The 23,806-nt window shown below is 61.8% G+C and carries 23 protein-coding genes, 1 other RNA gene and 1 pseudogene; 14 read left to right on the top strand and 11 right to left on the bottom strand.

The genetic code is table 11. The features are described from left to right. Positions 1-39 precede the first annotated feature (39 nt). A complete protein-coding gene (locus CFE428DRAFT_RS32860) occupies positions 40-561 on the bottom strand; it encodes an FHA domain-containing protein (protein WP_006977974.1) in 522 nt (173 codons plus the stop codon). 11 nt (positions 562-572) lie between these two features. Beyond that, complete coding sequence (gene carA / locus CFE428DRAFT_RS03115; protein ID WP_042724329.1) at positions 573-1,751, bottom strand: glutamine-hydrolyzing carbamoyl-phosphate synthase small subunit; 1,179 nt, start codon at positions 1,749-1,751, stop codon at positions 573-575. Positions 1,752-1,891: 140 nt separating this feature from the next. On the opposite strand from carA, the gene CFE428DRAFT_RS03110 reads away from it, so the two are divergent. The 6 genes from CFE428DRAFT_RS03110 to CFE428DRAFT_RS03085 all read left to right on the top strand — a co-directional run bounded on the left by CFE428DRAFT_RS03110 (position 1,892) and on the right by CFE428DRAFT_RS03085 (position 8,540). Beyond that, positions 1,892-2,212, top strand: coding sequence for a hypothetical protein (locus tag CFE428DRAFT_RS03110; RefSeq protein WP_006977972.1), 321 nt, complete (start codon positions 1,892-1,894; stop codon positions 2,210-2,212). A gap of 23 nt (positions 2,213-2,235) precedes the next feature. Then, positions 2,236-2,607: a VOC family protein gene (locus CFE428DRAFT_RS03105; RefSeq protein WP_006977971.1), complete on the top strand. Its 372-nt coding sequence runs from the start codon at positions 2,236-2,238 to the stop codon at positions 2,605-2,607. A gap of 16 nt (positions 2,608-2,623) precedes the next feature. After that, positions 2,624-3,055: a dual specificity protein phosphatase family protein gene (locus CFE428DRAFT_RS03100; protein WP_006977970.1), complete on the top strand. Its 432-nt coding sequence runs from the start codon at positions 2,624-2,626 to the stop codon at positions 3,053-3,055. Between the two features lie 81 nt (positions 3,056-3,136). Next, positions 3,137-6,688 (top strand): PAS domain S-box protein, encoded by a 3,552-nt coding sequence (locus CFE428DRAFT_RS32855; protein WP_162145224.1) that lies wholly within the window; start codon positions 3,137-3,139, stop codon positions 6,686-6,688. Further along, complete coding sequence (locus CFE428DRAFT_RS03090) at positions 6,685-7,821, top strand: hybrid sensor histidine kinase/response regulator (RefSeq protein WP_006977968.1); 1,137 nt, start codon at positions 6,685-6,687, stop codon at positions 7,819-7,821. Before CFE428DRAFT_RS32855 ends, CFE428DRAFT_RS03090 begins: the two co-directional genes overlap by 4 nt. Before the next feature lie 74 nt (positions 7,822-7,895). Next, positions 7,896-8,540 carry a hypothetical protein gene (locus tag CFE428DRAFT_RS03085; RefSeq protein ID WP_006977967.1) on the top strand — a complete coding sequence of 215 codons (645 nt, stop codon included), beginning with the start codon at positions 7,896-7,898 and terminating at the stop codon, positions 8,538-8,540. Positions 8,541-8,590: 50 nt separating this feature from the next. Here the strand turns inward: CFE428DRAFT_RS03085 and ssrS are convergent. The 3 genes and pseudogenes from ssrS to ytpR all read right to left on the bottom strand — a co-directional run. Then, positions 8,591-8,776, bottom strand: a non-coding RNA gene (ssrS, locus tag CFE428DRAFT_RS34945) — 6S RNA. Positions 8,777-8,856: 80 nt separating this feature from the next. Beyond that, positions 8,857-10,692: a phenylalanine--tRNA ligase subunit beta gene (pheT, locus tag CFE428DRAFT_RS03080; RefSeq protein WP_237705429.1), complete on the bottom strand. Its 1,836-nt coding sequence runs from the start codon at positions 10,690-10,692 to the stop codon at positions 8,857-8,859. Positions 10,693-10,876: 184 nt separating this feature from the next. Then, positions 10,877-11,254: pseudogene (gene ytpR / locus CFE428DRAFT_RS39495) on the bottom strand (YtpR family tRNA-binding protein); the annotation flags it as partial. A gap of 223 nt (positions 11,255-11,477) precedes the next feature. On the opposite strand from ytpR, the gene CFE428DRAFT_RS03075 reads away from it, so the two are divergent. Genes CFE428DRAFT_RS03075 through CFE428DRAFT_RS03060 form a run of 5 tightly spaced genes read left to right on the top strand, consistent with a single transcriptional unit; the run spans position 11,478 to position 14,242 of the window. Further along, complete coding sequence (locus tag CFE428DRAFT_RS03075; protein WP_006977964.1) at positions 11,478-11,990, top strand: RNA polymerase sigma factor; 513 nt, start codon at positions 11,478-11,480, stop codon at positions 11,988-11,990. Between the two features lie 4 nt (positions 11,991-11,994). Next, the gene (locus CFE428DRAFT_RS03070; RefSeq protein WP_131989047.1) at positions 11,995-12,363 is read left to right on the top strand and encodes a hypothetical protein; all 369 of its coding nucleotides are present in this window, start codon (positions 11,995-11,997) and stop codon (positions 12,361-12,363) included. Further along, a complete protein-coding gene (locus CFE428DRAFT_RS36915) occupies positions 12,360-12,497 on the top strand; it encodes a hypothetical protein (protein WP_006977962.1) in 138 nt (45 codons plus the stop codon). Before CFE428DRAFT_RS03070 ends, CFE428DRAFT_RS36915 begins: the two co-directional genes overlap by 4 nt. A gap of 37 nt (positions 12,498-12,534) precedes the next feature. Next, entirely contained in the window at positions 12,535-13,002 is a 468-nt protein-coding gene (locus tag CFE428DRAFT_RS03065; RefSeq protein ID WP_006977961.1) for a hypothetical protein, read from the top strand. 52 nt (positions 13,003-13,054) lie between these two features. Beyond that, a complete protein-coding gene (locus CFE428DRAFT_RS03060) occupies positions 13,055-14,242 on the top strand; it encodes a hypothetical protein (protein ID WP_006977960.1) in 1,188 nt (395 codons plus the stop codon). On the opposite strand, the gene CFE428DRAFT_RS03055 is transcribed toward CFE428DRAFT_RS03060, so the two are convergent. Next, positions 14,229-14,564, bottom strand: a complete 336-nt coding sequence (locus CFE428DRAFT_RS03055) for a hypothetical protein (protein WP_006977959.1) — start codon at positions 14,562-14,564, stop codon at positions 14,229-14,231. The genes CFE428DRAFT_RS03060 and CFE428DRAFT_RS03055 overlap by 14 nt on opposite strands. A 293-nt stretch (positions 14,565-14,857) precedes the next feature. On the opposite strand from CFE428DRAFT_RS03055, the gene CFE428DRAFT_RS03050 reads away from it, so the two are divergent. After that, complete coding sequence (locus tag CFE428DRAFT_RS03050) at positions 14,858-17,506, top strand: ATP-binding protein (protein WP_006977958.1); 2,649 nt, start codon at positions 14,858-14,860, stop codon at positions 17,504-17,506. 21 nt (positions 17,507-17,527) lie between these two features. On the opposite strand, the gene CFE428DRAFT_RS03045 is transcribed toward CFE428DRAFT_RS03050, so the two are convergent. The 3 genes from CFE428DRAFT_RS03045 to CFE428DRAFT_RS03035 are packed head-to-tail and all read right to left on the bottom strand — an operon-like array spanning position 17,528 to position 19,625. Continuing rightward, on the bottom strand, positions 17,528-18,412 hold the full coding sequence (locus CFE428DRAFT_RS03045) for a phytanoyl-CoA dioxygenase family protein (protein ID WP_006977957.1): 885 nt from the start codon (positions 18,410-18,412) through the stop codon (positions 17,528-17,530). A 56-nt stretch (positions 18,413-18,468) separates the two neighbouring features. Beyond that, positions 18,469-18,825 carry a putative quinol monooxygenase gene (locus CFE428DRAFT_RS03040; RefSeq protein ID WP_006977956.1) on the bottom strand — a complete coding sequence of 119 codons (357 nt, stop codon included), beginning with the start codon at positions 18,823-18,825 and terminating at the stop codon, positions 18,469-18,471. Positions 18,826-18,845: 20 nt separating this feature from the next. Further along, positions 18,846-19,625: a dienelactone hydrolase family protein gene (locus tag CFE428DRAFT_RS03035; RefSeq protein WP_006977955.1), complete on the bottom strand. Its 780-nt coding sequence runs from the start codon at positions 19,623-19,625 to the stop codon at positions 18,846-18,848. A gap of 104 nt (positions 19,626-19,729) precedes the next feature. On the opposite strand from CFE428DRAFT_RS03035, the gene CFE428DRAFT_RS03030 reads away from it, so the two are divergent. Together CFE428DRAFT_RS03030 and CFE428DRAFT_RS03025 are read left to right on the top strand one after the other, a co-directional pair. After that, a complete protein-coding gene (locus CFE428DRAFT_RS03030; RefSeq protein ID WP_006977954.1) occupies positions 19,730-20,983 on the top strand; it encodes a sigma-70 family RNA polymerase sigma factor in 1,254 nt (417 codons plus the stop codon). Next, complete coding sequence (locus CFE428DRAFT_RS03025; protein ID WP_006977953.1) at positions 20,980-21,369, top strand: hypothetical protein; 390 nt, start codon at positions 20,980-20,982, stop codon at positions 21,367-21,369. Before CFE428DRAFT_RS03030 ends, CFE428DRAFT_RS03025 begins: the two co-directional genes overlap by 4 nt. A gap of 4 nt (positions 21,370-21,373) precedes the next feature. On the opposite strand, the gene CFE428DRAFT_RS03020 is transcribed toward CFE428DRAFT_RS03025, so the two are convergent. After that, the gene (locus CFE428DRAFT_RS03020; RefSeq protein ID WP_042724406.1) at positions 21,374-21,712 is read right to left on the bottom strand and encodes a thioredoxin family protein; all 339 of its coding nucleotides are present in this window, start codon (positions 21,710-21,712) and stop codon (positions 21,374-21,376) included. 88 nt (positions 21,713-21,800) lie between these two features. Next, positions 21,801-23,774: a hypothetical protein gene (locus CFE428DRAFT_RS03015; protein WP_006977951.1), complete on the bottom strand. Its 1,974-nt coding sequence runs from the start codon at positions 23,772-23,774 to the stop codon at positions 21,801-21,803. Positions 23,775-23,806: the final 32 nt, after the last annotated feature.

The raw sequence follows: 23,806 nt of genomic DNA, 5'->3' as shown, positions 1-23,806 counted from the left end.
GAAAAAGCGAGCCCAAGCTGCTTGACCGCGCGTCCGCCCTTACAGCGACGGCGGCTGAATATTGAGGATCGCCATGATTACCCCGCCGAAACCAATGATGGCCACGACAGCGAGAACGATCAGCGCCGTGCCCACCGGATCCTTCTTCTTCTTCTTCTTTTGGAAGGGCGAAGCATTGGCAAAATCCGCGGGACGCTTGCTCGAAGACGCCACCACGGCGTTGACTTCTTCCGCTTCCGGCAGCGGACGCGCTTCCGCCGGATTTTCCGAAACGTAGCTCGCCTCGATCTTACCGAAGACAATCTTGTCGCCGTCCTGCAGCTTGTGATCTTCCTCGCGGGGAATTTCCTTGCCGTTCAGCTCCGTGCCATTCGTCGAGCCAATGTCGCGCAAGACGTAATCACCGCCTTCCCCCAGCGTGAGAGTCGCGTGGTGGCTGGAGACGGAAATGTCTTCGATCTGCAGAGAATTGTCCGGGACACGACCTACGGTGACCTCGGCGTCGGTCAATTCATGGGTGATGGCGCCGGACTCAGGGAGGGAAACAATGATCTTGGGCATGGCGGGGAAAACTAACGGCCCGGCTGGGAGGTTTCAATGAGTTTGGCAAACTCTCTGAAAAAATAGCCGGCGTCGTTCGGCCCCGGGGCGGCCTCGGGGTGGTATTGGACGCTGAAAATGGGCAGCGACTTGTGCCGCAGGCCTTCCACGGTGTGGTCGTTCAGATTAATGTGCGAGACCTCCACCTCGCCGGGGAGCGAATCCGCATCCACGGCAAATCCGTGGTTTTGCGAAGTAATGGTCACCTTACCCGTGGCCACATCCTGCACCGGTTGGTTGCCGCCGCGGTGACCGAACTTCAGCTTGAAGGTCTTGCCGCCGAAGGCGTAGCCGAGCATCTGGTGCCCGAGGCAGATGCCGAAGATCGGCGTCCTGCCCATGAGCCCGCGCAGGTTCTCATGCACGTAGGTCAGCGCCGCGGGATCGCCGGGGCCATTGGAAAGGAAAACGCCTTCCGGCTTCATCGCCAGCACATCGGCCGCCTTGGTATCGGCCGGCACGACCTGCACCTGGAAGCCTTCCTGCCGCAAGCGCCGCAGGATATTTCGCTTCATACCGAAATCGTAGGCCACGATGCGATGCTTGACCGGCGGCAACTTTTCGAAGACTTCGCCGTTTTCCGTGACTTCCGTCGCCGCGCCATCCCCCTTCACGATGGTCCACGCCCGGCTCTCGCGATCCTCGGGATCCCAGGCGTACGGCGCTTCGGGCGTCACTTCCTTCACGAAATCCGAACCCGCCATCGGCGGTGCGGCCTTGGCGCGGGCCACGGCTTCCTCGGGCGTGATGTTGTCCGTGGTGAGGCAGCCCTGCATTGCGCCACGCGAGCGCAGATGCTTGGTCAGCGCCCGGGTGTCGATCCCCTGAATGCCCGGCACCTCCCATTTCTTCAAATACTCGTCGAGCGTGCCGCGCGAGCGCCAGCTGCTGGCCACGGGGCTCAATTCCTCGATCACAAATCCGCGCACATGCACCGCCGCGCTCTCGTCGTCGAGGTTATTCACGCCGTAATTGCCGATCTGCGGCGCCGTCATGGCCACGATCTGGCCACGATACGAAGGATCGGTGAGCACCTCCTGGTAGCCGGTCATGGAAGTGTTAAAACACACTTCCCCGACCGCCGAAACCGGAGAGCCAAAGGATTCGCCGACAAAGTACCGGCCGTCTTCAAGTGCAAGAATAGCGCGCATTAATTGTGACCGCCCATCATGCGCATTATCGCGAGAGGTGCGAAGGGAATTTTGCGTTCGCGCATAATTTTACGACGGTCGAGCCAGGGAAAACGCGATGGCGGTCTCGTCGGCTTCCTGCCAACGTATCCAAAGCCCCTATGGATGCAGAACGTCAGGAAGCTTATCGGCACTTGCTCTACACGGTGTTTCTTCACCTGCGTGCCGGCCGGACGGAAACAATCGGATGGAATCCGCTCGCATGGCGGCGGGCTACTTCCCGACTGCGGCTCAACCAAGCGCTCGCGGACTACTTTCATAACCTCGCCCTGTTCTCGGTCTGGCGCTTCGAAAACTTCGACGAACACAAATTCTGGCAGGGCATCGAGCGCTTGGGACGACGGCATGGCTCTGAACTGGTCGAACGTTATCGTCGGATCTTTGACGACTATGTTGCTGGGCGAGCCGCGCGTACTTCGTAAGAAATTTTCCCATCTTCAATTCAATGAAACCCAACATCGTCTGGTACGACATTCCCGCGCTCGATCTCGATCGGGCCATCCAATTTTATTCCGCGGTGCTCGGCGCGCCGGTGAAGAAAGAGACCGTCGGGGATATCCCACTCGGATGGTTGCCCGCCGAGGATGGCGGGCAGATGGGATGCGTGTGCGTGGCGAAGGATTTCAAGCCTTCGGCCGGTGGCGTGATGATTTACCTAAGCGTAAATGGCCGACTCAAAACCGCCGTCGAGGCGGTGCGAGCCAACGGCGGCAAGGTGCAGAGCGATATCCATTCGATCGACCCCTACGGCTTTCGCGCGGAAGTGCTGGATTCCGAGGGCAACTGCATCGCCTTGCGTTCGGAGACGGAAGTGTAGTTTACTCAGCGGCGGTATGGACTGGATCACGGAAAGCATCGCCATCGGCAACTATCTGGACGCTGAAAACGAGGAATTGCGCCGTGCCAACGATATTCGGTCCATGCTTTGTCTGAACGGCAAGTGGCGTGGAGTCAGGCCGGAATCCATCCAACTGGACGCCTTGGATACCTACGATTTGCAGGATGGGCCAGGCAATAATCCGGACATCTTTCGCCGGGCGGTTGAGAGCGTTGGGCGTCTCTCCAGGCTCCATCCCAAGCTTCTGGTGCAATGCCACGCAGGACGCAGTCGCTCGGTCATCGTTGTAGTCGCACACCTCATGCGCACTCGCGGGTGGAGTGCCCGGGAAACGCTTTCCTTTGTCGCTTCCAAACGAGAGATCGCCCTCACACCGGGGATCGAATCGCTGCTCGAAGTTCCCTTTCTGCGCGTAGCTGCTCCTTAGCGAAGGGACTAAAATGATCCAGGTATGACTTTGCCAGCAGCATTGCCTATGATCCAGGTGTCGCGCTGCTTGTTTACCGTCATGCCACGATTGCTTCTTCTCCTCGCTCTGCTGGTGCTTGCGGTGTCGGTTCACGCCGCGCCTGCGCCGGCACTCAATCTCTCTCCGGCGGAGCAGGCCTTCCTGCACGCGCACCCGGTGTGGCGCATCGCGGGGGAACCGGCGCCGCCCTTCCAATGGATCGATGACAAGGGCACTTTCCGCGGCATCGGTGCCGATTACCGGGCGATCCTCGAAAGCCGCCTTGGCATCCGGCTGGAGCCGGTTCGGGCGGATTCCTGGCCGGTCAGCCTCGAACAATTGCGCCACCACGAGTGCGACATTTCGCTGCTCACGGCCGAGACCCCGGATCGCGACGTCTTCCTGCTCTTCACCGAACCGCTGATCGTGCTTCCACCCGCCATCATCACGCGGGTGGACAATCGGCAGATCAAAACACTCGCCGACCTGGCCGGCAAACGAACCACCGTGGCCCGCGATTGGCCCATTCACGAATTGCTGGTCAAGGATCACCCGGAAATCACGCTGCTGCCGCGGGAGGATGTCGGAGGTGCGATCTCAGCAGTCGCCCTCGGCGATGCCGACGCCTATGTGGGCGATCTCGCTTCCGCGACGCAAGCCATCGACCGGCTCGGTATCCGCAACCTGAAAGTCGCCGGCGAATCGCCTTACCAATTTCCCTTTCGCATTGCAGTGCGCAAAGACTGGCCCGAAGCCGTCGCCTTGCTCAACAAGGCCATCGCGACCATCACCCCCGAGGAACATGCCGCGATCCATCACAAATGGATCGTCATGCGCAGCGAAGGCCTCTCCTGGGAGCGCGTGCTCATCTATGCGCTGCCGATCCTGATCGGCAGCGTGGTGCTCACTCTGCTCATGGCCAACCGGCGACTTTCCCGGGAGGTCGCGCAGCGCAAACAAACGGAAGCGGTGCTCCGGGAGACCGAGGAACGGTGGAACTTCGCCCTCGAGGGAAGCCGCGACGGCGTATGGGATTGGAACGTGAAGACCAACGAAGTATTCTTCTCCCAACGCTGGAAGACGATGCTCGGCTTCACCGATGAGGAATTGGCCAACCGGCTCGACGAATGGACCAGCCGGGTGCATCCCGACGACCTCGACCGGACGCTCGACGCGGTCCAGCAGCATTTGCGCGGCGAGACGCCGGATTACAAGGTCGAGCATCGCGTCCGGGCGAAAGACGGGAGTTACCGCTGGATTCTGGCCCGCGGCCAGGTCGTCACGCGCGATGAAAAAGGCGCCCCCACCCGCATGGTCGGCACACACACCGACATCACCCAACGCCGGCAGTCCGAACAAACGATCCGCAGCGCCAAGGAATTCGCCGAGGAACTGATCCAGACGACCAATGCGATGGTCGTGGGTCTCGACAAGGCGGGCAACTTCACCATCTTCAACCGCGCGGCGGAGGAAATCACCGGCTACACTTTCGAGGAGCTGAAGGGCCGGAATTGCTGGGAAACCCTCGTTCCGCGCGATCGCTTTCCGGAAGTGGTGGCGGCGATCGGGCCGGAGTCCCCCGGGCTGCGACCGCGCTATGAGAATCCGATTCTGACCAAGTCCGGCGAAGAGCGCTTCATCGTCTGGCAAAACGGCGTGATCCGTGAAGGCGGGGAGGAAGTCGGGACCGTTTCTTTCGGGATCGACATCACCGACCGACGGCGTGCCGAGCAGGAGTTGCGGCGCAACGAAGAGCAGCTCGAGGAAACGGTCCGCCGCCGCACGTCCGAACTGGAGCAGGCCGAACGCCGCTTGCGAGAAGTGACCAATCGTATCCCCGGCGCGGTCTATCAATTCGTTCGTCGCACCGACGGCTCATTCGCCTTCGAGTTTTGCAGCGAAGGGATGGGGGACATGCTGGGAGTGAGCAGCGCGGACGCCGTGCGCGATGTCGAGACCGTTTGGGCGGTGATTCATCCGGACGACCTGACCGCACTCGTCGTGCAGGCCAACGAGTCCGCCGAGCGAATGACTCGCTACGAACAGGACCTGCGCATTCAGCAGCCGGATGGACGGCGTTGGTGGATTCGAGCGGAGTCCGAGCCGCAACGGCGCCCGGACGGGAGCACCTTGTGGAACGGCAGCATCATGGACATCACGGAACGCAAGTCGCTCGAGGAGCAACTCGCCGTGGCAAAGAGCGCCGCCGAGGCGGCCAACCAGGCCAAGAGCGCCTTCCTGGCGAATATGTCGCACGAGATCCGCACGCCGATGAATGCGATCCTCGGCTTTTCCCAGCTCCTCTTGCGCGACACCGCGCTGACGGCAGTGCAACGGCAGAATCTCGATACCATCAATCGTAGCGGCGAACATCTTCTGACTTTGATCAATGACGTCCTGGAAATGTCGAAAATCGAAGCCGGGCGCGTGACGGTGCATTCCAGCAACTTCGACCTGCATGCGCTGCTCGATGACCTGGACCGGATGTTCCGCCTGCGCACAGATGCGCGACGCCTGCATTTTTCCATCGAGCGTGCGACCGACCTCCCGCAATACGTGAAGGCGGACGAAGGCAAGCTGCGGCAGATTTTTACCAATCTCATCGGCAACGCGGCGAAATTCACCGAGCAAGGCGGGATCGCGGTACGAGTGAAGGCCACGCCGATCGGCGGGCAATCGCTGCGGCTGCACGCTGAAGTCGAGGATACCGGGCCGGGAATCGCGGACGAAGACATGCCACGGCTTTTCCGCGAGTTTGAGCAAACCGAAAGCGGGCTGCGGACCGGCGGCGGCACGGGGCTCGGACTGGCCATCAGCCGGAGGTTTGCCCGGCTCATGGGAGGAGACATCGGCGTGGAGAGCATTCGGGGACGTGGGACGACGTTTTCTGTCGAAGTGCAGGTCGAGGAGGGCGAAGCCGCAGCGGTCCGCGCTCGTGCCGACCAGCGGCGGGTGCTCCACTTGGATGCGGCCAGCGACGGAATGCGGGTCCTCATCGCGGATGATAAAGCGGAGAATCGCCTCTTTCTTGAACAACTGCTCCAGCCGCTCGGCTTCCGCACGCGCTCCGTCGCGGATGGGGCCCAGGCAGTGAAAGTGTTTGCCGCGTGGCGGCCCCGGCTGGTGCTCATCGACCTGCGGATGCCTGTCCTCAGCGGCGACGAGGCGATTCGCCAAATGCGCGCGCTATCTGACGGCAAGGAAGTGGCCATCATTACAATCACGGCCAGCGCTTTTGAGGAAAATCGCCGCGAAGTCATCGACGCGGGGAGCGATGACTTTCTGGGCAAGCCATTCCGGGAAGCGGAGTTATTTGAAAAGATTGGACGGCTAACCGGCGCCGGGTTCGTCCATGCAGAAGATGCAGAAGCTACAGCGCCGAATGGGAGCATTCGCCTTTCCCGCGAGCAGGTGGAAAACGCCCTGCCGGCCGAGCTCCGCTCCCGGCTGCGTGCCGCGGCGGTGCGCGCCGATTTCGACCAGATGCTCGCCCTCCTCGGCGAGGCGGGACCGGCGGCATCGGACGTGGCCGCCGAACTTCGCGGGTGGGTTGAACGCTTTGACTATCAGAGCTTGCTTTCGGTACTCGAACCGCAAAACGTAGAGACATGAATGAGGATTCGTTGCCAGCTGACGCGCCTGACATCCTCGTGGTGGACGACACACCGGCGAACTTGCAACTGCTGACGGGGATGCTGAAGGAACGGGGCTACAAAGTGCGGCCCGTTCCCAGCGGCAAGCTGGCTCTCCTGGCCGCGAAGAATGCGCCTCCCGATCTCATCCTGCTCGATATCAACATGCCGGAATTGGACGGCTACGAAGTCTGCACGCAACTCAAGCGGGACGAGCGGACGCGCGATGTGCCGGTGCTGTTCATCAGCGCGCTCAACGAGACGATGGACAAGGTGCTCGCCTTCGGCGTGGGTGGACTGGATTACATCACCAAGCCGTTTCAATTCGAGGAGGTCGATGCCCGCGTGGCCGCGCACCTCAAGTTGCGCCGGCTGCAGCTCGACCTCGCGGTGCGCAACCGGGAATTGCAGCGGAACAACGAGGAACTGCGACGTCTGCAGGAATTGCGCGACAATCTCACCCAGATGATCGTGCATGACCTTCGCTCGCCATTGACGGGGATCTTTGGCACCTATGAACTTCTCGCCCTCGAAGCCGACAAGCTGTCGCCGGAGATCCAGAAGATGATCGAACTTTCCCAGGGGTCGCTCGATCAGATCCTTTCGATGATCAATTCGCTGCTCGACGTGAGCAAGATCGAGGCGGGTGAATTACAACTGCATCGGTGCGATTGCGACCTCGTCGCCCTGGCCCGCGAGGCCGCCGATATGCTGGCGGGTATCGGCGGCAAACGGCGCGTCTTGATCGAGCCGGAGAGCGAAAACCTGCGGCTGTCGATTGACCGCGACCTGATCTTTCGGGTCCTGCAAAATCTGCTCGGCAACGCCCTCAAGTTCACCAAACCGGCAGGAGAGATCCGCGTTCGCCTGGAGCGCCGGAACGATCGCGTCCGGGTCAGTGTCATCGACAATGGGCCCGGCATCTCTCCCGAATATCATCGTCGGATTTTCGAGAAGTTCGGCCAGGTCGAATGCGCAACGACGCGCACGGGAACCGGTCTTGGTTTGACCTTTTGCCGGTTGGTGATCGAGGCCCACGGTGGCGCCATCGGGGTGGTCAGCGCCATGGGCAAAGGCAGCACTTTTTGGTTCGAACTACCCGACATCCAATAATGGTGCGCCGGCAACACGGCGCATATTTCGCTCGCCCGTTCCGTTCTCTTCGAGCAAAACCGTCTCACGCGAAAATGACCTCTCGATCCTTCTCCCGGCTCACGCAAGCGTTCTGGACCGCGGTCTTCATGGGTTCGCTCGCTGCCTGCGGCGACGTCAAGCTCACCCACACCGATCCCAACGCTCAACAGCCCGTGACGCGGAAGTCCGGCGCTGCCACCACTGGGACGGAGCCCGCCGCCAATCCATCCGCCGCTGCGCCGACGGGGGCCGCAAAGCCAGACGCTGCCGCGGCATCGACCAAGCCGAGCGCTTTGGATTCGCAAATCTCCGGCCTGCGCCAGCAGGTCGCAGCGCGCCGTCAATACAACGAGGAATTGCGCAATTTCGTGGCCAGCAAGGAAAAGCAACTGGCGGCCATTCTCGCTTCGGACCGCTCAGCGGGACCGGGCGCACAGGAGTTTGACCTGCGCACTTCGATCGCCTCGAAACTCGCCGAACTCGACCGTGAATCGCCGGCCTGGCAGGAGAAGATCGACGCGCACAAAGCCGTGCTGAGCAAGGCAGGCGACGATCCACACGCCGATGACTTGAAGAAGCAGATCGACGACTTTTCCGAGCAGCGAACGGAATTGCTGCCGCCAGCGCGCGAAGCTGGCGACACTGCCGGACCAACTCAAGAGCACGCCGGCGATCAAGCAGTGATGCGAAAAAATTGAAAGCGCTCCGGAGCGACAATCAGCAGTCGCCTTTCCGGAGCGCCTTCAGAGGATGCCCCACTCATGCCGTCGAGACGGAGTTCCACGTTCCCCCTAAGGTTAACGGGCGGATGACCTGGGACGGGCTTCGGTCTTCCTAAAAAGGCATGACCTAAACTCGCCCACCCCGGCCTCCTGAGCATATGTTAATTACCGGATCGGGATTTCCACCCTTTGGTCGAACACAGCAGGGCAAAGCGGCAAAGAATCTGGTAGAACAACAACCCTTGGAAACGGGCCATCGCTCTGCACTGACTCTGCTAAAAATTGGGAAAGATCATTCGCGGAGCGTCACAGCGAGCGCAGTTTTCAGGCGCTCCTTCAACCGTGTATGCGCCGCGTTCACTTCGTCGGCGGTGAGTGTCCTTTCGGTGCTGCGATATGTCAACGAATATGCCAGCGATTTTTTGTCCGCGGGAATGCGCGCACCGCTCGGATCGGCGAAAACGTCGAAAAGTTCGACATCGGCGAGGAGCGGTTCGTTGGCGCCGCGCAGCGTCTGCTCGATCTGCGCGTGCGCGAGTTGGAGCGGCGCGAGGAGGGCGATGTCACGGGCCGTCGCCGGAAAGCGGGGAATCTCGCGATACTTCTTCACTGTCGAGAGCGCGGGCAATGCGCCCAGATCGATCTCCGCGAAGAGCACCGGCGAGGTCGCGTCGATACTCCGCGCATCCTTCGGCCAGAGCTGACCGGCGAAGCCGACGGGCTTGCCATCAACATGAATCGCGAGGGCCAGCGCGAGCGCGGAATTTTCATCCGCGGCGAAAGTCGTCTGCGCGCCGAGGAGCGCGGTGACCACGCCCTTGAGCTGGAAGAAATCCACTTCACTCCCCTCGCCTGCGCGCCACGAACGCTCGGCACCGGGACCGCTCATGACGAGCGCCAGGTGCGTCGATTCCTCAGCGCCCTGCGCGGAGAAAACGCGACCGACTTCGCACAAGCGGACCATCTTCGCGCCCGCCCGCACGTTGTCGCGCAACGCCTGCAGCAAGCCGGGCAGCAGGCCCGGACGCAGGATGACCTGCTCGTCGTTCATCGGATTTTTCACCCGGCGACGATTTTCCGGAAGATCGTGCAACAGACCGAGGCCGGGCATCGCTTCGCCAATGAGCATGAGCGTGCGGGCCTCGGCGAACCCTTGCGCGACCAGATTGCGGCGCAGGCTCATGGCACGGTCGTAGGCACGATCGGTCGCGGAGGCCGGAGCAAATTGCGCCTGCGCTCGCGCGGGTACGGCTTCGATGCCGACCACGCGGGCGATTTCCTCGATCAAATCGATCTCGCGCTGCAGGTCTGGACGGAACGACGGGATCTCCCAGCCGCCCTCCGCTTTCTGCAAACCAAAACCGGTGAGAATGGCGTCGATCCGCGCTTCCGGAAGCTCCAGACCGAGGAGCAAGGCGACCCGCTGCGGACGCAAGGCCACCGTATGCGTGAAGACGGTGCCGTCGTTTTCGTGCAGCACCGCCGCGGGATCGAAAGCCACGCGCGAGTCGGGACCGTGGCCGATGCCGAGGTCGCCAATCGTGCCGCCGGCGATCTCGAGAATGAGCCCGGCCGCACGTTGTGAGGCGAGAATCACGCCGTCGATATCCACGCCTCGCTCGAAGCGATAGCTGGAGTCGCTGGCCAGTCCGAGAGTCCGCGAAGTGCGGCGGATCGTTGGCCCATCGAAATGCGCGCTTTCGAGGATGATATTGTGGGTGGTCTCGGTCACGCCACTGCCTTCGCCGCCCATCACACCACCGAGCGCGAGCGCGCGCTTTTCATCGGCGATGACGATGTGCTGCGGCGAGAGCTTGTAGGTCTTGCCGTCGAGCGCGACGAATTCTTCGCCCTCCGCACCGACGCGCACGCGAATGTCGCCATCGAGGCGATCGGCGTCGAAAGCGTGCAGCGGCTGACCGAGCTCGAACATCACGTAATTGGTGATATCGACGATGTTATTGATCGGGCGCAGGCCGACGGACTCGAGCTTGCGGCGCAGCCAATCCGGACTCGGCCTCACCTGCACATTGGAAATTTCCAGTGCGGTGTAGAGTTGGCAGCCGGCGGGTTCCACATTGACCGCATTCGTGCCGAAGCCTTCCGGCTTCACGGTGCTCCGTGGCACGGTGAAGGTCTTGCCAGTCAGCGCCGCGATCTCCCGCGCGATGCCCCACGTGGCTGAGCAGGTCGGCCCGATTCGGCGTGATTTCGAGATCGAGCACGGTATCTCCCGGGAAAAGCTCGGAGAGCGGTGCGCCGACCTTCGCCTCGGGAGACAGGATCAGCAGGCCATCTTCTCCCTTGGGCATCCCGAGTTCTTCAGCGCTGCACATCATGCCCTGCGATTCCACGCCGCGCAGTTTGCCGACCTTGATCTTGAAATCCGGTCCCAGCACGGCGCCGGGCAGGGCCAGCGGCACCTTGTCGCCCACCTTGTAATTTTTCGCTCCGCAGACGATCTGCCGCGGGGTACCGCTGCCATCATCCACCTGGCACACGCTCAAGCGATCGGCATTCGGGTGCTGCACGCTTTCGCGAATCTGCGCCACGACGACATTCGGGATATTCACCCCGTGCGTTTCCACGCCTTCCACTTCCACGCCTGCCAGCGTGAGGAGATCGACGAGTTGGGGCACCGTCGCGGGGAGTTCAACGAGTTCGCGGAGCCAGTTTAGTGAGACTTTCATGGGAAAAAAGAGGGTCGATACCAAAGCGCTCCTGAAGCATTCCGGCAAGTCTCAAAGGGAGGAAAGGCGGAACATCCAACACCCAACACCCAACATCGAACATCCAATGGAAGAGACGCTACCGTAGCGCGCTTGCGTCGTTGGTTATTGGCCGTTGGATGTTCTGCCGATAAATCTGTCATACAAACAGCCTCCGCGTGTCACTCACTCACGCCCATGAAAAATGGACCACGCCGAGATCCTCTCCCAACTCGAAACCCTGCATCCCGACGCCTTCGGGTGGGCGGTGAGTTGCGCCGTGGGCAATTGGCATCGAGGCCAGGATGTGTTGCAGGCGGCGTATGCCAAGGCCTTGCGCGGGACGGTGCGGTTCGACGGGCGTTCCTCTTTCAAGACCTGGTGGTTTGGCGTGATCCGCTTTACCGCGCTCGAGGAAGCGCGCCGCTCCCGCCGGTGGCTGGCCTTTTTGGACCGCTGGCGCGCCCAACCCGATGCGCAGGAAACAGTGGCGGAACCGGCCGCGGACGATTTCGAATTGCAGGCACTGGCCGCCGCCTTGCGCGAACTTTCCGAGCGCCAGCGCGAAGTGCTGCACCTCACTTTCTATCAACGCTTGAGCCTCAGCGAAGCAGCCGAGGTGATGCAGGTCTCCATCGGATCTGCCCGCCAGCATTACGACCGAGGGAAAAAGCGGTTGCGCGAATTTCTTCAAGCCCGGAGAGCCATCCATGAATGAGCCGATGCCAGACGACGAACTGGATAGCCGTTTCACCCGCCAGCGCAAGGTGGACCGCCAAAACGCGCCTTCGTTCCACGCCATGCGCACGCGCAGTCTCGAAACGCCGCCGGGCGGTCAGTCCGAAAGGTCGACGCTGTGGTGGGGCTGGGTGTCGGGGAGCGTGGTGGCGCTCGCCCTGGCGATCGCAGCATGGCAGCACACACATCCCCATCCGGCGCCACGCCAGCGGCAGCCCGAGCTCCTTGCGCAACAACTCGATGCCATCGACGCCGCTCTGCAAAAGACCATGGCGGCGCAACACGATCTCTCCGCCTGGCAATCGCCGACCGACTTCCTCATCCCACCCATCCAGCACCTCGACCAACCATGAAAACCGCCCTATCCCTCCTCACCGCCGCCCTGCTCGCGGTCCTGCATTCCGCGTCAGCCGAAAATCCGCTCGAAAGCGAACTCTTCCCACCCGACTTCCTCCTGAACCAGCGCGAAACGCTCGGGCCTAAATGAATCCCAGCTCCAGGATATCCAGGCGATCGTCCAGGATGTGCAGCCAAAGTTCGAAAACCTCAAAGGGCAGCTCGAAGATCGCGCCAAGGCCTTTCAGGAAGCGCTCCATCAGGCGAAGCCCGATGTTGCCCTAACCGAGGATAAGCTTCGGGCGATGCTGACCCAGGAAAATGAGATGAAGCTCCTGCAAGTCCACCTCATGTTGACCCTGCGCAGCAAGCTCACCCCCGAGCAGGTCGATAAGGCCCGCCAACTGCGCGCGCAAATGCCACAGCAGGCGGCCGCCAACGATCCACGAGAAGGCCTTCCCGAGCGGCTGCAAAAGAAATTCCAGCAACTCAAGGCTGCGGTCGAGGAGAAGGCTGCTGGGGGCGCGCCCCCGGATGGGATCGTGAAACAGGTCGGCGCCATCCAGCAGCTCGTGCAACAGGGCAAACCCTTGGAGGCCGAACGCCAACTGGATCAACTCATCAGCGAGCTGCGCGACGGCAAGAAGAAGCCCTGACACATTCGCCGCGCATCCCCCCAACATTGCCCGCGGATGAAAGCCGCCGAACATGGGACGTAAACTCATCCGCACATGCCTTTGGCTCGTCGGCGGGCTCGCGCTGATCGTTGTCGGAATCTTCCTCTACTTCCGCATTACCGAGCCAAACCCGGCCAAAGGTCCCGTCGCGCCGCTCAAGCAGCAGCAAGGCGAAACCAGCTATCGACTGTTGATCATCGAGGGCGCGCCCGTCGAGCCCGACAGTTACGGCATCTACGACCCGAGCATCGAATACAGCCGCGATGGCTCCGTCGGTTGGCTGCTCTATTCATCCGTCACCGGCAATTACAGGCCGGCTGGCAAATACGTGCACACCTGCCTGGCGCGCACGACTGATCACGGCCGCACCTGGACCTACGTCGGTCGCATCAATACCTCAGCCGATGGCACGCTCGATCTCGGCGATGGCCGAAAGCTGGACGGCGTCTGGCGCTACGAGGTTTCCACCTTGGTCCGCGACGATGGCGCCCCGGAAGGCGACTGGAAGCTCTTCGTGCACAAATATTTCTGGAGCCCGCAAAAGGACCGGATGTTTGCCTACGGTTGGATCGCGATGCGCACGGCGCACGACCCGGCGGGGCCTTGGTCGGAAGAGGTGCCGCTCTTCGGCGCCGGCCGGAATCCACCGGCGCCGTATCATCACACGCAAGTCGATGTCAACGCGCTGAGTCCCGATCTGAGCCATCAGGTGACTTATTCGGAGATGGGTTCGCTCTGCCACGACGGCAGCCTCTACCTGAGTCTCGGAGCGATGTGGTTTCTCGGCCCGGACAAGATCGTGCTCCTGCGCTCTCGCGACCATGCCAGGACCTGGGAATTCGTGCACACGCTGGTCACGCGCGACGATGCGAAAGCGCTCGGCTACAGTTGGCTGGATGGCTCCAGTCTCGCTGCGGATCACGGCCACTTTTTCCTGCTGGTCACTCCCGGTTCCCGCAAGCTGATGCACGACGGCACGCTTGCTTTTGAGTTCGACTCGCTCGAAAACGGCACACTCAAACGGGACAGCGCAGGCCATCCGACCATTGCCACTTATTTCCCGGTGCAATCCTCGCTCCTTTCCGGCCCCGGCGGCGGCCAGAGCGATTACGACGAGCACAACACCGGCGGCGGACTCCTCATGCCGCAGTTCGATCTCCGCGCCTACCCTCACGTGTTCCAAATCTTCAGCACCGGCCGCAAGCTCACCGCCCCTTGAGCTCTGGTCTCCGTGCTGCCAGAAAACATCCGCCGGCCAGCAGGCCTGAAACGACGATAACGATGATGGCGAGCGGCTTCGGCTGACTCCAGGAAGAGACTGTGCGGGTCCATTTATCCGCCAGCGCGCCAGTCTTGCCGAAGTAGACTTCCGTATCGTGGGCATAACGGCGCGAATCGTCCGGAGCCAGCGCCGAGTCGGCATACACCGTCCCGTCGGTCGCGGGTGGCGCCGACCAGTAAATCAAGGCGCCGAGGCAGATACCGACAAAGAGAATTATGGCTCCGCAACGCTGGAACAGCGTGCGGTGAGCGGGCGACATTGGCGTCATTCGCTGGAAACGTCGCTGGACGGCGACACGAATCAAGCCGGTTTTGGCTTTTGAGGCCGGCGAATTGGAAGGGAAGCCTCCAGATTACGGTTAAACCGCGAATGGACGCGAATGAGCGCGAATAAGAGGAGGTTTGCAACTTCTATCTCCGTCCATTCGCGTCAATTCGTGTTCATTCGCGGTAACAGGATTCATTTCTTAGCGTCGCCGTCCTTTGTGTCACAATTTTTCGCGCATCCGGAACGCTATTGCGCGACGCATGAGGCTCGGACACATTCACCACCATGTCGACGCTGCCGACGGGCACCATCACGTTTCTATTCTCCGATATCGAAGGCAGCTCCAAGAAGTGGGAGCAGCATCCCGACGCCATGCGGGTGGCTCTCGCCGCGCACGACAAAATGCTGCGCACGGCCTTCGAGTCCGAGGGTGGGTATGTTTTCAAAACGGTCGGGGACGCTTTTTGCGTGGCGTTCGACACGGCGTTGCAGGCACTTCTGGGGGCATTGCAGGCGCAACGCGCACTGCGCGCGACCACATGGGAAGGAATCGACGAATTAAAAGTGCGCATGGCGCTCCATACCGGCGCGGCGGAACATCGCGATGGCGATTACTTCGGCCAGTCGCTCAACCGCGTGGCGCGCATCCTTGCGTCGGCGCACGGCGGACAGGTGCTGTTTTCGCTGCCGACCGAAGAACTGGTGCGCGACCACTTCCCCCCTGGCATCCAGTTACGCGCTCTCGGTGAGCATCGTCTGCGCGATCTCGCCCGCCCCGAGCATCTCTTCCAACTCCTCGCGCCCGATCTGCCCTCGCAATTTCCCGCGCTGCGCTCGCTGGAAAGCGTGCCGAACAATCTCCCCGTCCAGCTCACCAGCTTCATCGGCCGCGAACGCGAACTCGCCGAGGTGAAACGCCTGCTCAGCAGCACGCGTCTGCTTACGCTCACCGGCAGTGGCGGCACGGGCAAGACCCGGCTCTCGCTGCAAGTCGGCGCGGAATCACTCGAGCAATACCACGATGGCGTGTGGTTCGTGGAATTCGGCACCATCGAGGATGGCGCGCTGGTCATCGAGGCGGTCGCCGCGGCGCTCGACCTGCGCCAGGAACCGGAACGTTCGTTGGTCGCGACGCTGACCAGTTTCCTGCGCAATAGACAGCTCCTGCTCATCTTCGACAACTGCGAACACGTCGTCGCCGCCTGCGCGCGCCTCGCCGAGACTCTGCTGCGCTCCTGCCCGCAGCTTCGCATCCTAGCCAGCAGCCGCGAGCCGTTGAGCATCGCCGGCGAAACGGCGTGGCCGCTGCCGCCCCTCTCCCTGCCCAACCATTGGCGTGATCTCGGCGATGGGCCGGACGCCTTCGAACGCCTCTCCGAATACGAAGCCGTACGCCTCTTCATCGATCGCGCGACGCTCGCCCGCCCGTCCTTCCAGGCGACGAATGAAAACATCGTGACCATCGCGCAAATCTGCTGGCGGCTCGACGGCATCGCGCTGGCCATCGAGCTGGCCGCCGCGCGCATTCGCGTCCTCACGCTCCAGCAGATCGTCGAGCGTCTCGACGACCGCTTTCACCTGCTCACCACCGGCAGTCGCACGGCCGTTCCGCGCCAGCAGACCCTGCGCTCCCTCATCGACTGGAGCCACGATCTGCTGAGCGAATCCGAACGGGTCCTCTTGCGCCGCCTCTCCGTTTTCGCCCGCGGCCGCACGCTGGAATCCATCGAGGCCGTCTGCTCGGACACCGTGCTGGAATCCTGGCAGATCGTGGACCTGCTCACCCAGCTCGTGGACAAATCGCTGGTCTATGTCGAGAAAGGGCCGTCCTCGACCGCTCGCTATTACATGCTGGAGTCGATCTGGGATTACGCGAATGAGAAACTCGTGGCGGCTGGCGAGGCGGATACCTTTCGCGCCCGCCACCTGGCTTACTTCGCGGCTTATGCGGAGAAGATTTCCCCGCAATTGCGCGGCCCGCAGCAGAAGGAATGGCTCGAGCGCGCGGAGCATGAGGACGTGAATTTCCGCTTCAGCATCGAGACCAGCGAGGAACTGCCCGGCGAGGTGACGAAAGGCTTACGGCTCATGACCGCCATGCAGCGCTTCGTCGAAGTGCGCGGGCTTTTCAAAGAAGCGCGGGAGCATTTCACCAAGCTGCTCGCACATCCCGATGCTGCGGCGCGCGATCTTCTCCGCGCCCGCGCCCTGGCCGCGGCCGGCCGACTTTCCTGGATTGCCGATGACATGCCCGCCACCGTCGCGCTGCATACCGAGGCGCTGGAAATCTTCCGTGAACTCGGCGACAACCGCGGCGTCGCGCAAGCGCTGGCCGATCTCGGTTTTCACGCGTTGGAGGACAGGGATCCGGTGAAGGCCAAAGCATTGCTCGACGAAGCATCCGCCGTCGCGGCGCCGCTAAATGACCCGCGGCTTCTGGCGCACATCCAGCATATCCGCGGCGTCACCGCGGCTAACGAGGGCGACTTCGCCGGCGCCTTTGCACTGGAGGAGCAAGGCCTCTCGTATTACCAACAGATCGGCGATGCCTGGCTGGGGATCATTCTTGCCTGGAACGTGGGGGTGAACGCCACGGTGCTCGGCCGCTTTGCCGATGCGCACACGCATCTCACGAATTGCCTGCGGATCGGCCTCGAACTCGGCAACCGCTGGGGCGCATCCTATCCGCTGGAAGCCCTGGCCACGCTGGCCGTGGCCGAACGACAATACGATCGCGCCGCGCGTCTCTTCGGCGCGGGAGAAGCGCAACGGAGCCGCAGCGGACTCGTCCCGCAAGCCGCTGATCACCCCGCGATGCGGTCCGTGCTCGCCGCAGCCACTGATTTCCGTGGCCCCGCCGTGGAGCAAGCCCGCCTCGAAGGCCGGGCGTTGAGCCTGGATGCCGCTGTCGCCCTGGCACTGCACAAGGACTAAGACATCGCGGCGCGCCTGCGCTCAGCGCAGCCAGCGCCCTACCCGCCCACCCACTCGGCGCAGCGTTCGCCGAACCACCTCGCCCGCGCTCCTTGCCGCCCGACCGATGGCGCCGCCGCGATTTTTCCACGAGACGCGGCGTTCATTCGCGGCAGTGCGCTTTTCGGTATTCCACGGATAGCCGCGGAATTCCGGATTCGGCCGCGTGGGCCCGCGAAAGGCCAGGATGTAAGCGCGGCGCGGCTGGTCCGATTGATTCGGCCCCGCTCCGTGGAGCGTGCGGCAATGGTGGATCGCTGCCCCGCCCGGCGGTAACGGGCAATGCGTCGCATGCTCCGGTTGAAAGGGGCCGATACATTCCAGCGCGGTCACACGCGGATCGTTATTCGGCGAATGATGCTCGAGCACCGGCCCCAGATGACTGCCGGCGATATAGCGCATACAACCATTGACTTCCGTCGCCTCCTGCAAGGGCATCCAGATGCTGATCTGCTCGTAATCCGTGCCCGGGTCGTCGCGATGCGCTTCGTCCTGATGCCATGGCGTGGCGGCGCCGAAGTGCGGCGGTTTCAGGATCGCATGCTCAAACCATGGCTCGGTTTCCGGCCCGAGCAATTGCCGGGCAATGGCCAGTGCGTTCGCACGAAACTGCGTCTCTCGCAATTCGGGCGCGAATTCCACGGGATTCAATATCTGCGGCAACCTGGCCGGCCCCTTCCCATCATCAGTGCCCGCCAAATCAAACTGCGCGCCCTTTTTCCAGCCGGCGCCTTTCTCGAAAAGCCGATCGAAAATGCGGCGCAACTGCTCCACCTCCTCCGCTGGCGCAATCGCCTCCAGCGCCAGAAAGCCGTCGCTCCGAAAGCGGGCGGTTTGCTCGGGGGAAAGCGGGAGAGAACTGGACATGGGAATCCTTTCCTACCAGCAAGGAGTGCGCCCAGGGCCCAGCAGTTTGTAAACGTCTATTTTCGCAAACCGGTTTCGTAGACGAACCACTCGGGCTTGAGATCAGCGAGTGGGCCCTGAAGTTTCTCGAGTTCCTGCTCCGGCCCATGCAGCTCCAGGCGAATTAGGTCGGACAACTTCAGCATCTCCGCGAGGATATCCCCCACATTTTGCAAATGGGCCAGCGCCCCTTCCGCGTTGGTATAAGCTTCGCGGCAGAAGACGACGTCGCCATGGATCGTGAATTCATAGAAAACACAACCCGGCTCCGAGGTCGTTTTCTCGACGAACTTCGGCAGCAGCGCGCGGGCGGCTTCGAGTTTGCCGGGATGAACTTTGAAGTAAGGATGAATGGAGACGGCGGGCTGGCTCATGGGTGGATGGGGTTGAGAAATCAGTGGTGGGTTTCCGCGGCAGTGACGAAGACATCCCCTTCCCCGAGACGGCGCTTGTACAGTTCGATGGCCAGGCCATAGCATTGCTGTGCGAGCACCGGATTGTAACGCGGCCCTTCATCGCGGATGAAGGCGTGTGCCGCATTGAATTCGTGCCATTGGAAAAACGTGCCGGCGGCCTCAAGCGCGGCATGAATCTTCAGGCGCCCCTCCAGCGGCACGTGGGGATCCTGGCGGCCCCAAATCATGAGCAATTCCCCCTGGATCTCCGGGATGCGGTCGAGCGAGTTGTCGTTCATTCCGGCGCCGAGGCTGCGCTTGTGAATATCGGTGGCGTAGAAGCAGGTCGTCGCCAGGACTCCGGGATTCATCGCCGCGCGGAAAGCGAGATGTCCGCCAATGCAAATGCCCATGACTCCGAGCTTGCCGGTCGATGCTGGATGCGACGCGAGATACTGCAACACGGCTCGAGCATCGGCGTCGTAAGCCTCAACGGACTTCGTGGTCTTGAGCTCATTGCCGCGGTCCGCTCCGGCACTGTCGTAGGCCAGCGCCGTACCGGCCGGCTCGTACTCGTGGTAGATTTCCGGCGCCGCTACGACGAAGCCATTCCCCGCGAGCAGCGCGGCCGTCCGGCGGATCGGACCGGTGACTTGAAAGATTTCCGAGAACAACAGGATGCCTGGATACCGACCCAGCGCGGCTGGCCGGAAAACATGGGTCCGCATCGGACCCGTCGGCGTGGGAAGATCGACGAATTCGTGATCGGTGATGGTCATGGCTTGTTCGCTTATCGGCGGGGCGCGCCGCGGATTCAATCCTTCTTCCGTTCTCCCGGGCGAATGCCGGCTAAGCGAAATCCACCCCGCGGATTGTTGTGACGATGAAACTCCTCCCCAGAATCCTCATCGCCTCGGCTTTATCCTGCCCGCTTCTCGCCGCGGATCTCGACCGTGGCCCATGGGTCGAAAAGGCCGCCGCGAAACCGCCGATGACCGCCGACGAGACACGCGCCTTCATGAAGCGTCTCGCGGAATACGTGCTGAACAATCATCTCAAGCGCGACGCGCATTCGCCGCAGCGAGGCATCATCTACGAGTATCTCGACACGACCAAAAAAGGCACGCCCGGTCAGTGGCCCGAGGGCGAGGCGCTGGACACGATGCACGATGGCGCGTGGTTCGCCGTGGCGATGGTCAATGCCTACCGCGCGACCGGCGACCCATTCTACAAGGAGGTGCTCACGAAGTGGCAGTTGCCCTTCTATCTCCAGATGCTCAACCACTCCGATGAGCTCTTCACCTCGGAGCGGAACGACGCACCGGCCGGTCACGAACGCGGCTGGTCGGGTTCCAAGGAATGGCTGCTGCAGGGGCGCGAAAAGGGTTTCGTCCCTTACTGGTGGGATGATGGTACGTCAGTCTCCCTCGACATTCTCGGGCAGGTAGCGCGCAAGCAACCGGATGCCATCGATTTTCCCGCCCGCAATGAGCTGGCCGGAAAGCCGAATCCCGAGGGACGTCTATCCGGCTATTCACTCGGATCGTCGTCGCATCTGGCGCAGGACCTGGCGGTGATGCTGGAGGTGACGTGGCTGCTCTTCCACGACTCCACCGATCCCGCCGACAAGAAGCTCGCCGACGAAATCGCGGAGGCAGCGAGGCACTTGCAGGAATGTCGCACACGGCATGGCGCGTCATCCATTCCCGCGGTGATCGCGGCGGCCGCACTCAGCAATGACGACGCCGAGCTGTGGAAGCATCTCGGCGCCGATAGCTGGGACAGCGTGCGCAAGGGCAAGAATCATTTCCTCCGCGCGACGTCCGATTTCAAACCGGGCGAACCCGCTCCCGTTCCGGCCTTCGCGGATGATGTGGAGTATCGTTATTACGATCAGATCGCCAAAAGCGGTACGCTCACCGAACCAGTCGCGTGGAAGACGGCATTTGACGCGCTCACCGAACCGCAGCTCTATCGGCTTTATTCCGACGATTCCCCTACTCCACCGGGCATCTCGGTATTCGATCTGCATCCCTACAAATTCGTCGACGGCAAGCCTGTGGACCTCCGTTCCGAACGCAAAGGCCCGGGTAAGGGACCGCGCCCGATCGGCTCGCGTTCGGCCCACAGAATATGATCTGCTGCGGTTGGGGCATCGAGGCGCTGCAGGCCCATCCCGGCCTGTGGGAAAAGCAACTTGCGGAACTCGGCGAAAAATCGTTGCCGTTGCTCGACAAGGCCAACCCACAGGAGAAACCCGGTTTCTGGAAAACCTCCGCCGGCGTCGAAGGCTGGTTGCGTCACGAACTCTGCGGCGGCCTGCGGACATGGGAAGCGATCTTCGATCAATACGGTTACATCCCGACAGGCTTGGGCACGGGCAGCTTCCTCCCCGGTAAATCCCGGGACGATTACTCCGACACCGGCGGCTATGCTCATTTGATCGGCGCCGCCACCCAGTGGCTCTACGTCCTCGAGGGCAAGCGCGACTGGGAGCAGCACCATCTGCCCCCGGCGAAGTAGTCGGCTACCGGACCGCGATAGAGGGCCGCAAAGCGGAGCCAATCCAGGCGAGCAGATCGCGTTTCGGCGAAAAGCCACTCCGTTGGCCGACCGGCCCGCCGTTTTGGAAGAGCACAAGATTCGGCACGGCACGAATGCCGAAGCGCGCCGCAAACTCGGGCTCCGCGCCTGCATCGAATTTGAAAATCCGCAGCGACTCCGTTTGTTCCGTGGCGACGTCCGCAAGGACGGGGAGTAACTCCTGGCAGAAGTGACAATGGTCCGAGAAGAAATCTACGAGAACGGGAATCTTGCTAGCGGTAACTTGTTCGGCGAATTGAGCGGCGGTGATTTGTGGAATCATGCCGCCACCTTTGATGCTCACCTCATGAGTGTAAAATCGGCGGCATGTCATAGCTGTGTCACAAGGCGTCCGAGCTATTCCTCCAATTTCATTTATCCGATTGCTGCAGCATGCGCTTCAATTGGTCCTGAAGCATCCGTTCCGTTGTGAGCTTTTGCAATCGTTCGAGCTGAGCGTGCGTGAGAGTCCAGCGTTTGTTATCGAGAAGACTCCGGATCAGACTCCGCGACAGCGGGAGCCGCTGGTCGCGCCGCTTGGAGTCTTCGGGAAGATCCGCGGCAGCCGCCTCGATCTTCGCGATGATCATTTCGACCGTTTCCGGTCCCCCATGCGCTTCGAGCAGCCTGACCGCGTCGCGAACGACTTCCGGATCGTCATTGTTCAAAGCTCGCAGCACGAGAGGCGTCGCCTCGTCGACCCAATTCTTTCCCAGCACATCCGTGAGAACCATCCGATAGCACCCCGTATCGTTCGGACCATTTTTGCCGAGTGCCCGTTCCAGCGATTCGAGACCGGCCATGCGGTCGCAGCGGATCCAATAGCGCAGCGTCGCGGCTTGCAGCACGCATTGCCAGTGCCCTTCTTTTCCATGGAAGAAACGCAGCACATCCGGCAACAGCGCCTTGGTGGCGTAACGATCGACCAGCAGCATGGTCGCCTCGAGACCGGGACCATCCTGCGAATCCCGCGCCAGTCTCTCACGCAATGGGGCGTCGAGCTCCGGCAGTTCGCGATCAGGCAGCGCAGCGAGACCGCGGAAATCGCGATTTCCGGGGTCGACATTGGGTGGTGGCTGATAGACAGGACGATTCAACCGGATGTCCTCCACAATGACGGGTTTCGCCTCCTCTGGAGCCAGTTTGGCGAGGGCTTCCAGAGCGTTAGGGGAATGCTTCCCGGGTTTGGCCAGTTCTCGAATGAGCGGGAGAAAGTCCTTTTCCCGGAGCAGGCCTTCCTCTCGCATTCTCCATGGCTCATCGCCGAAAGCCAGGTCGATTTGTTTCTGCGGCAACTCCAGTTGCCGCCGGATGAGGAGAGATCGAATCTCCAGGTCCTTCGGGTTTCGCTGATACCAGGAGAACAGGTCGGCGAAAAACGCAGGGCTCGAGCCGCCCCGCTCGATCACTTGCCGAGCTGCGAGGTAGAGTTCTTCGCGCGCGGCGAGATCAGGGCGCTGGCCAGAGCCCTCGACAAGCAGATCGCGGAAACTGCCACTCTTGAGCGTGCTATAAAGGTAGAGCAGGCCCTCACTCAGTCCGAGCCGGCCTTCCTGGACGAGAGCGAGAATATGTGCAGCGGCGGCGGCGTAGTTTGGGCGGCCAAAGAACGCGAACCACGCCTCACCGCTATAGGGCGCATCAACGTACTGCAGCAATACATCGCTCGCCGCTGGGGTCTGGAGAAATCGCAGCCGCTCCATGGCATCGAAAGCCGGGTCGAAACGTCCGGGCTGGCGCGGAGCATTTAAGACCTGAACGGCTTCATCAATGATCTTCTTCTCCTCCCCTGCGGTCATTGGCTCGATGGTGATCGTCACCGGATCGGAGACCAACTCGGCGCGAATCGGCAGCTTGCCGCCGCCTTTATAGCGTTCGCCGACGGCAAGGCACGAGGTCCACGCATAGAGTTGATAGGTGCCCGGCTTGTCGAACTGCAGCCATTGATTCGCCGCGAGACTGAACTCCCAATCACCAAGACGTTTCGCCGTCCCCCCGCCCCCGCCCATCAAAAAATGATTTTCGAGATACCACTGCAACGGATCGCTGACGAACGAACCGTCCTCCGCCTTCGCTCGAAAAGCGACATCCTGCACCCGGCCGCTTCGCCCACCGGAAGGGCCGGCAAGATGATAGACTGCCGCTGTTTCATTCGAAAACTTCAGAGTGGCAGTGATGACCTCGCCCAGGTGGTAATGCGTCTTCGGCAATGTCATCGTCAGATGCACACCCGCGGGTTGCTGATCCCGCACTTCCTGCCACGGCCGGCGGGATTCCTTGTCTTGCGCGAGGCAATTCCAGGTCACGGCGAGGAAAAGGAAGAAGGAGAGCCGAAGAACTTTCATAGATGGATTTGACGGGAAGCCCCCCTCCCAGA

Source organism: Chthoniobacter flavus Ellin428, from assembly GCF_000173075.1.
Lineage (GTDB): Bacteria > Verrucomicrobiota > Verrucomicrobiia > Chthoniobacterales > Chthoniobacteraceae > Chthoniobacter > Chthoniobacter flavus.
The sequence above is the reverse complement of the archived record's forward strand: the minus strand, read 5'-3'. Positions and strand labels throughout refer to the sequence as shown.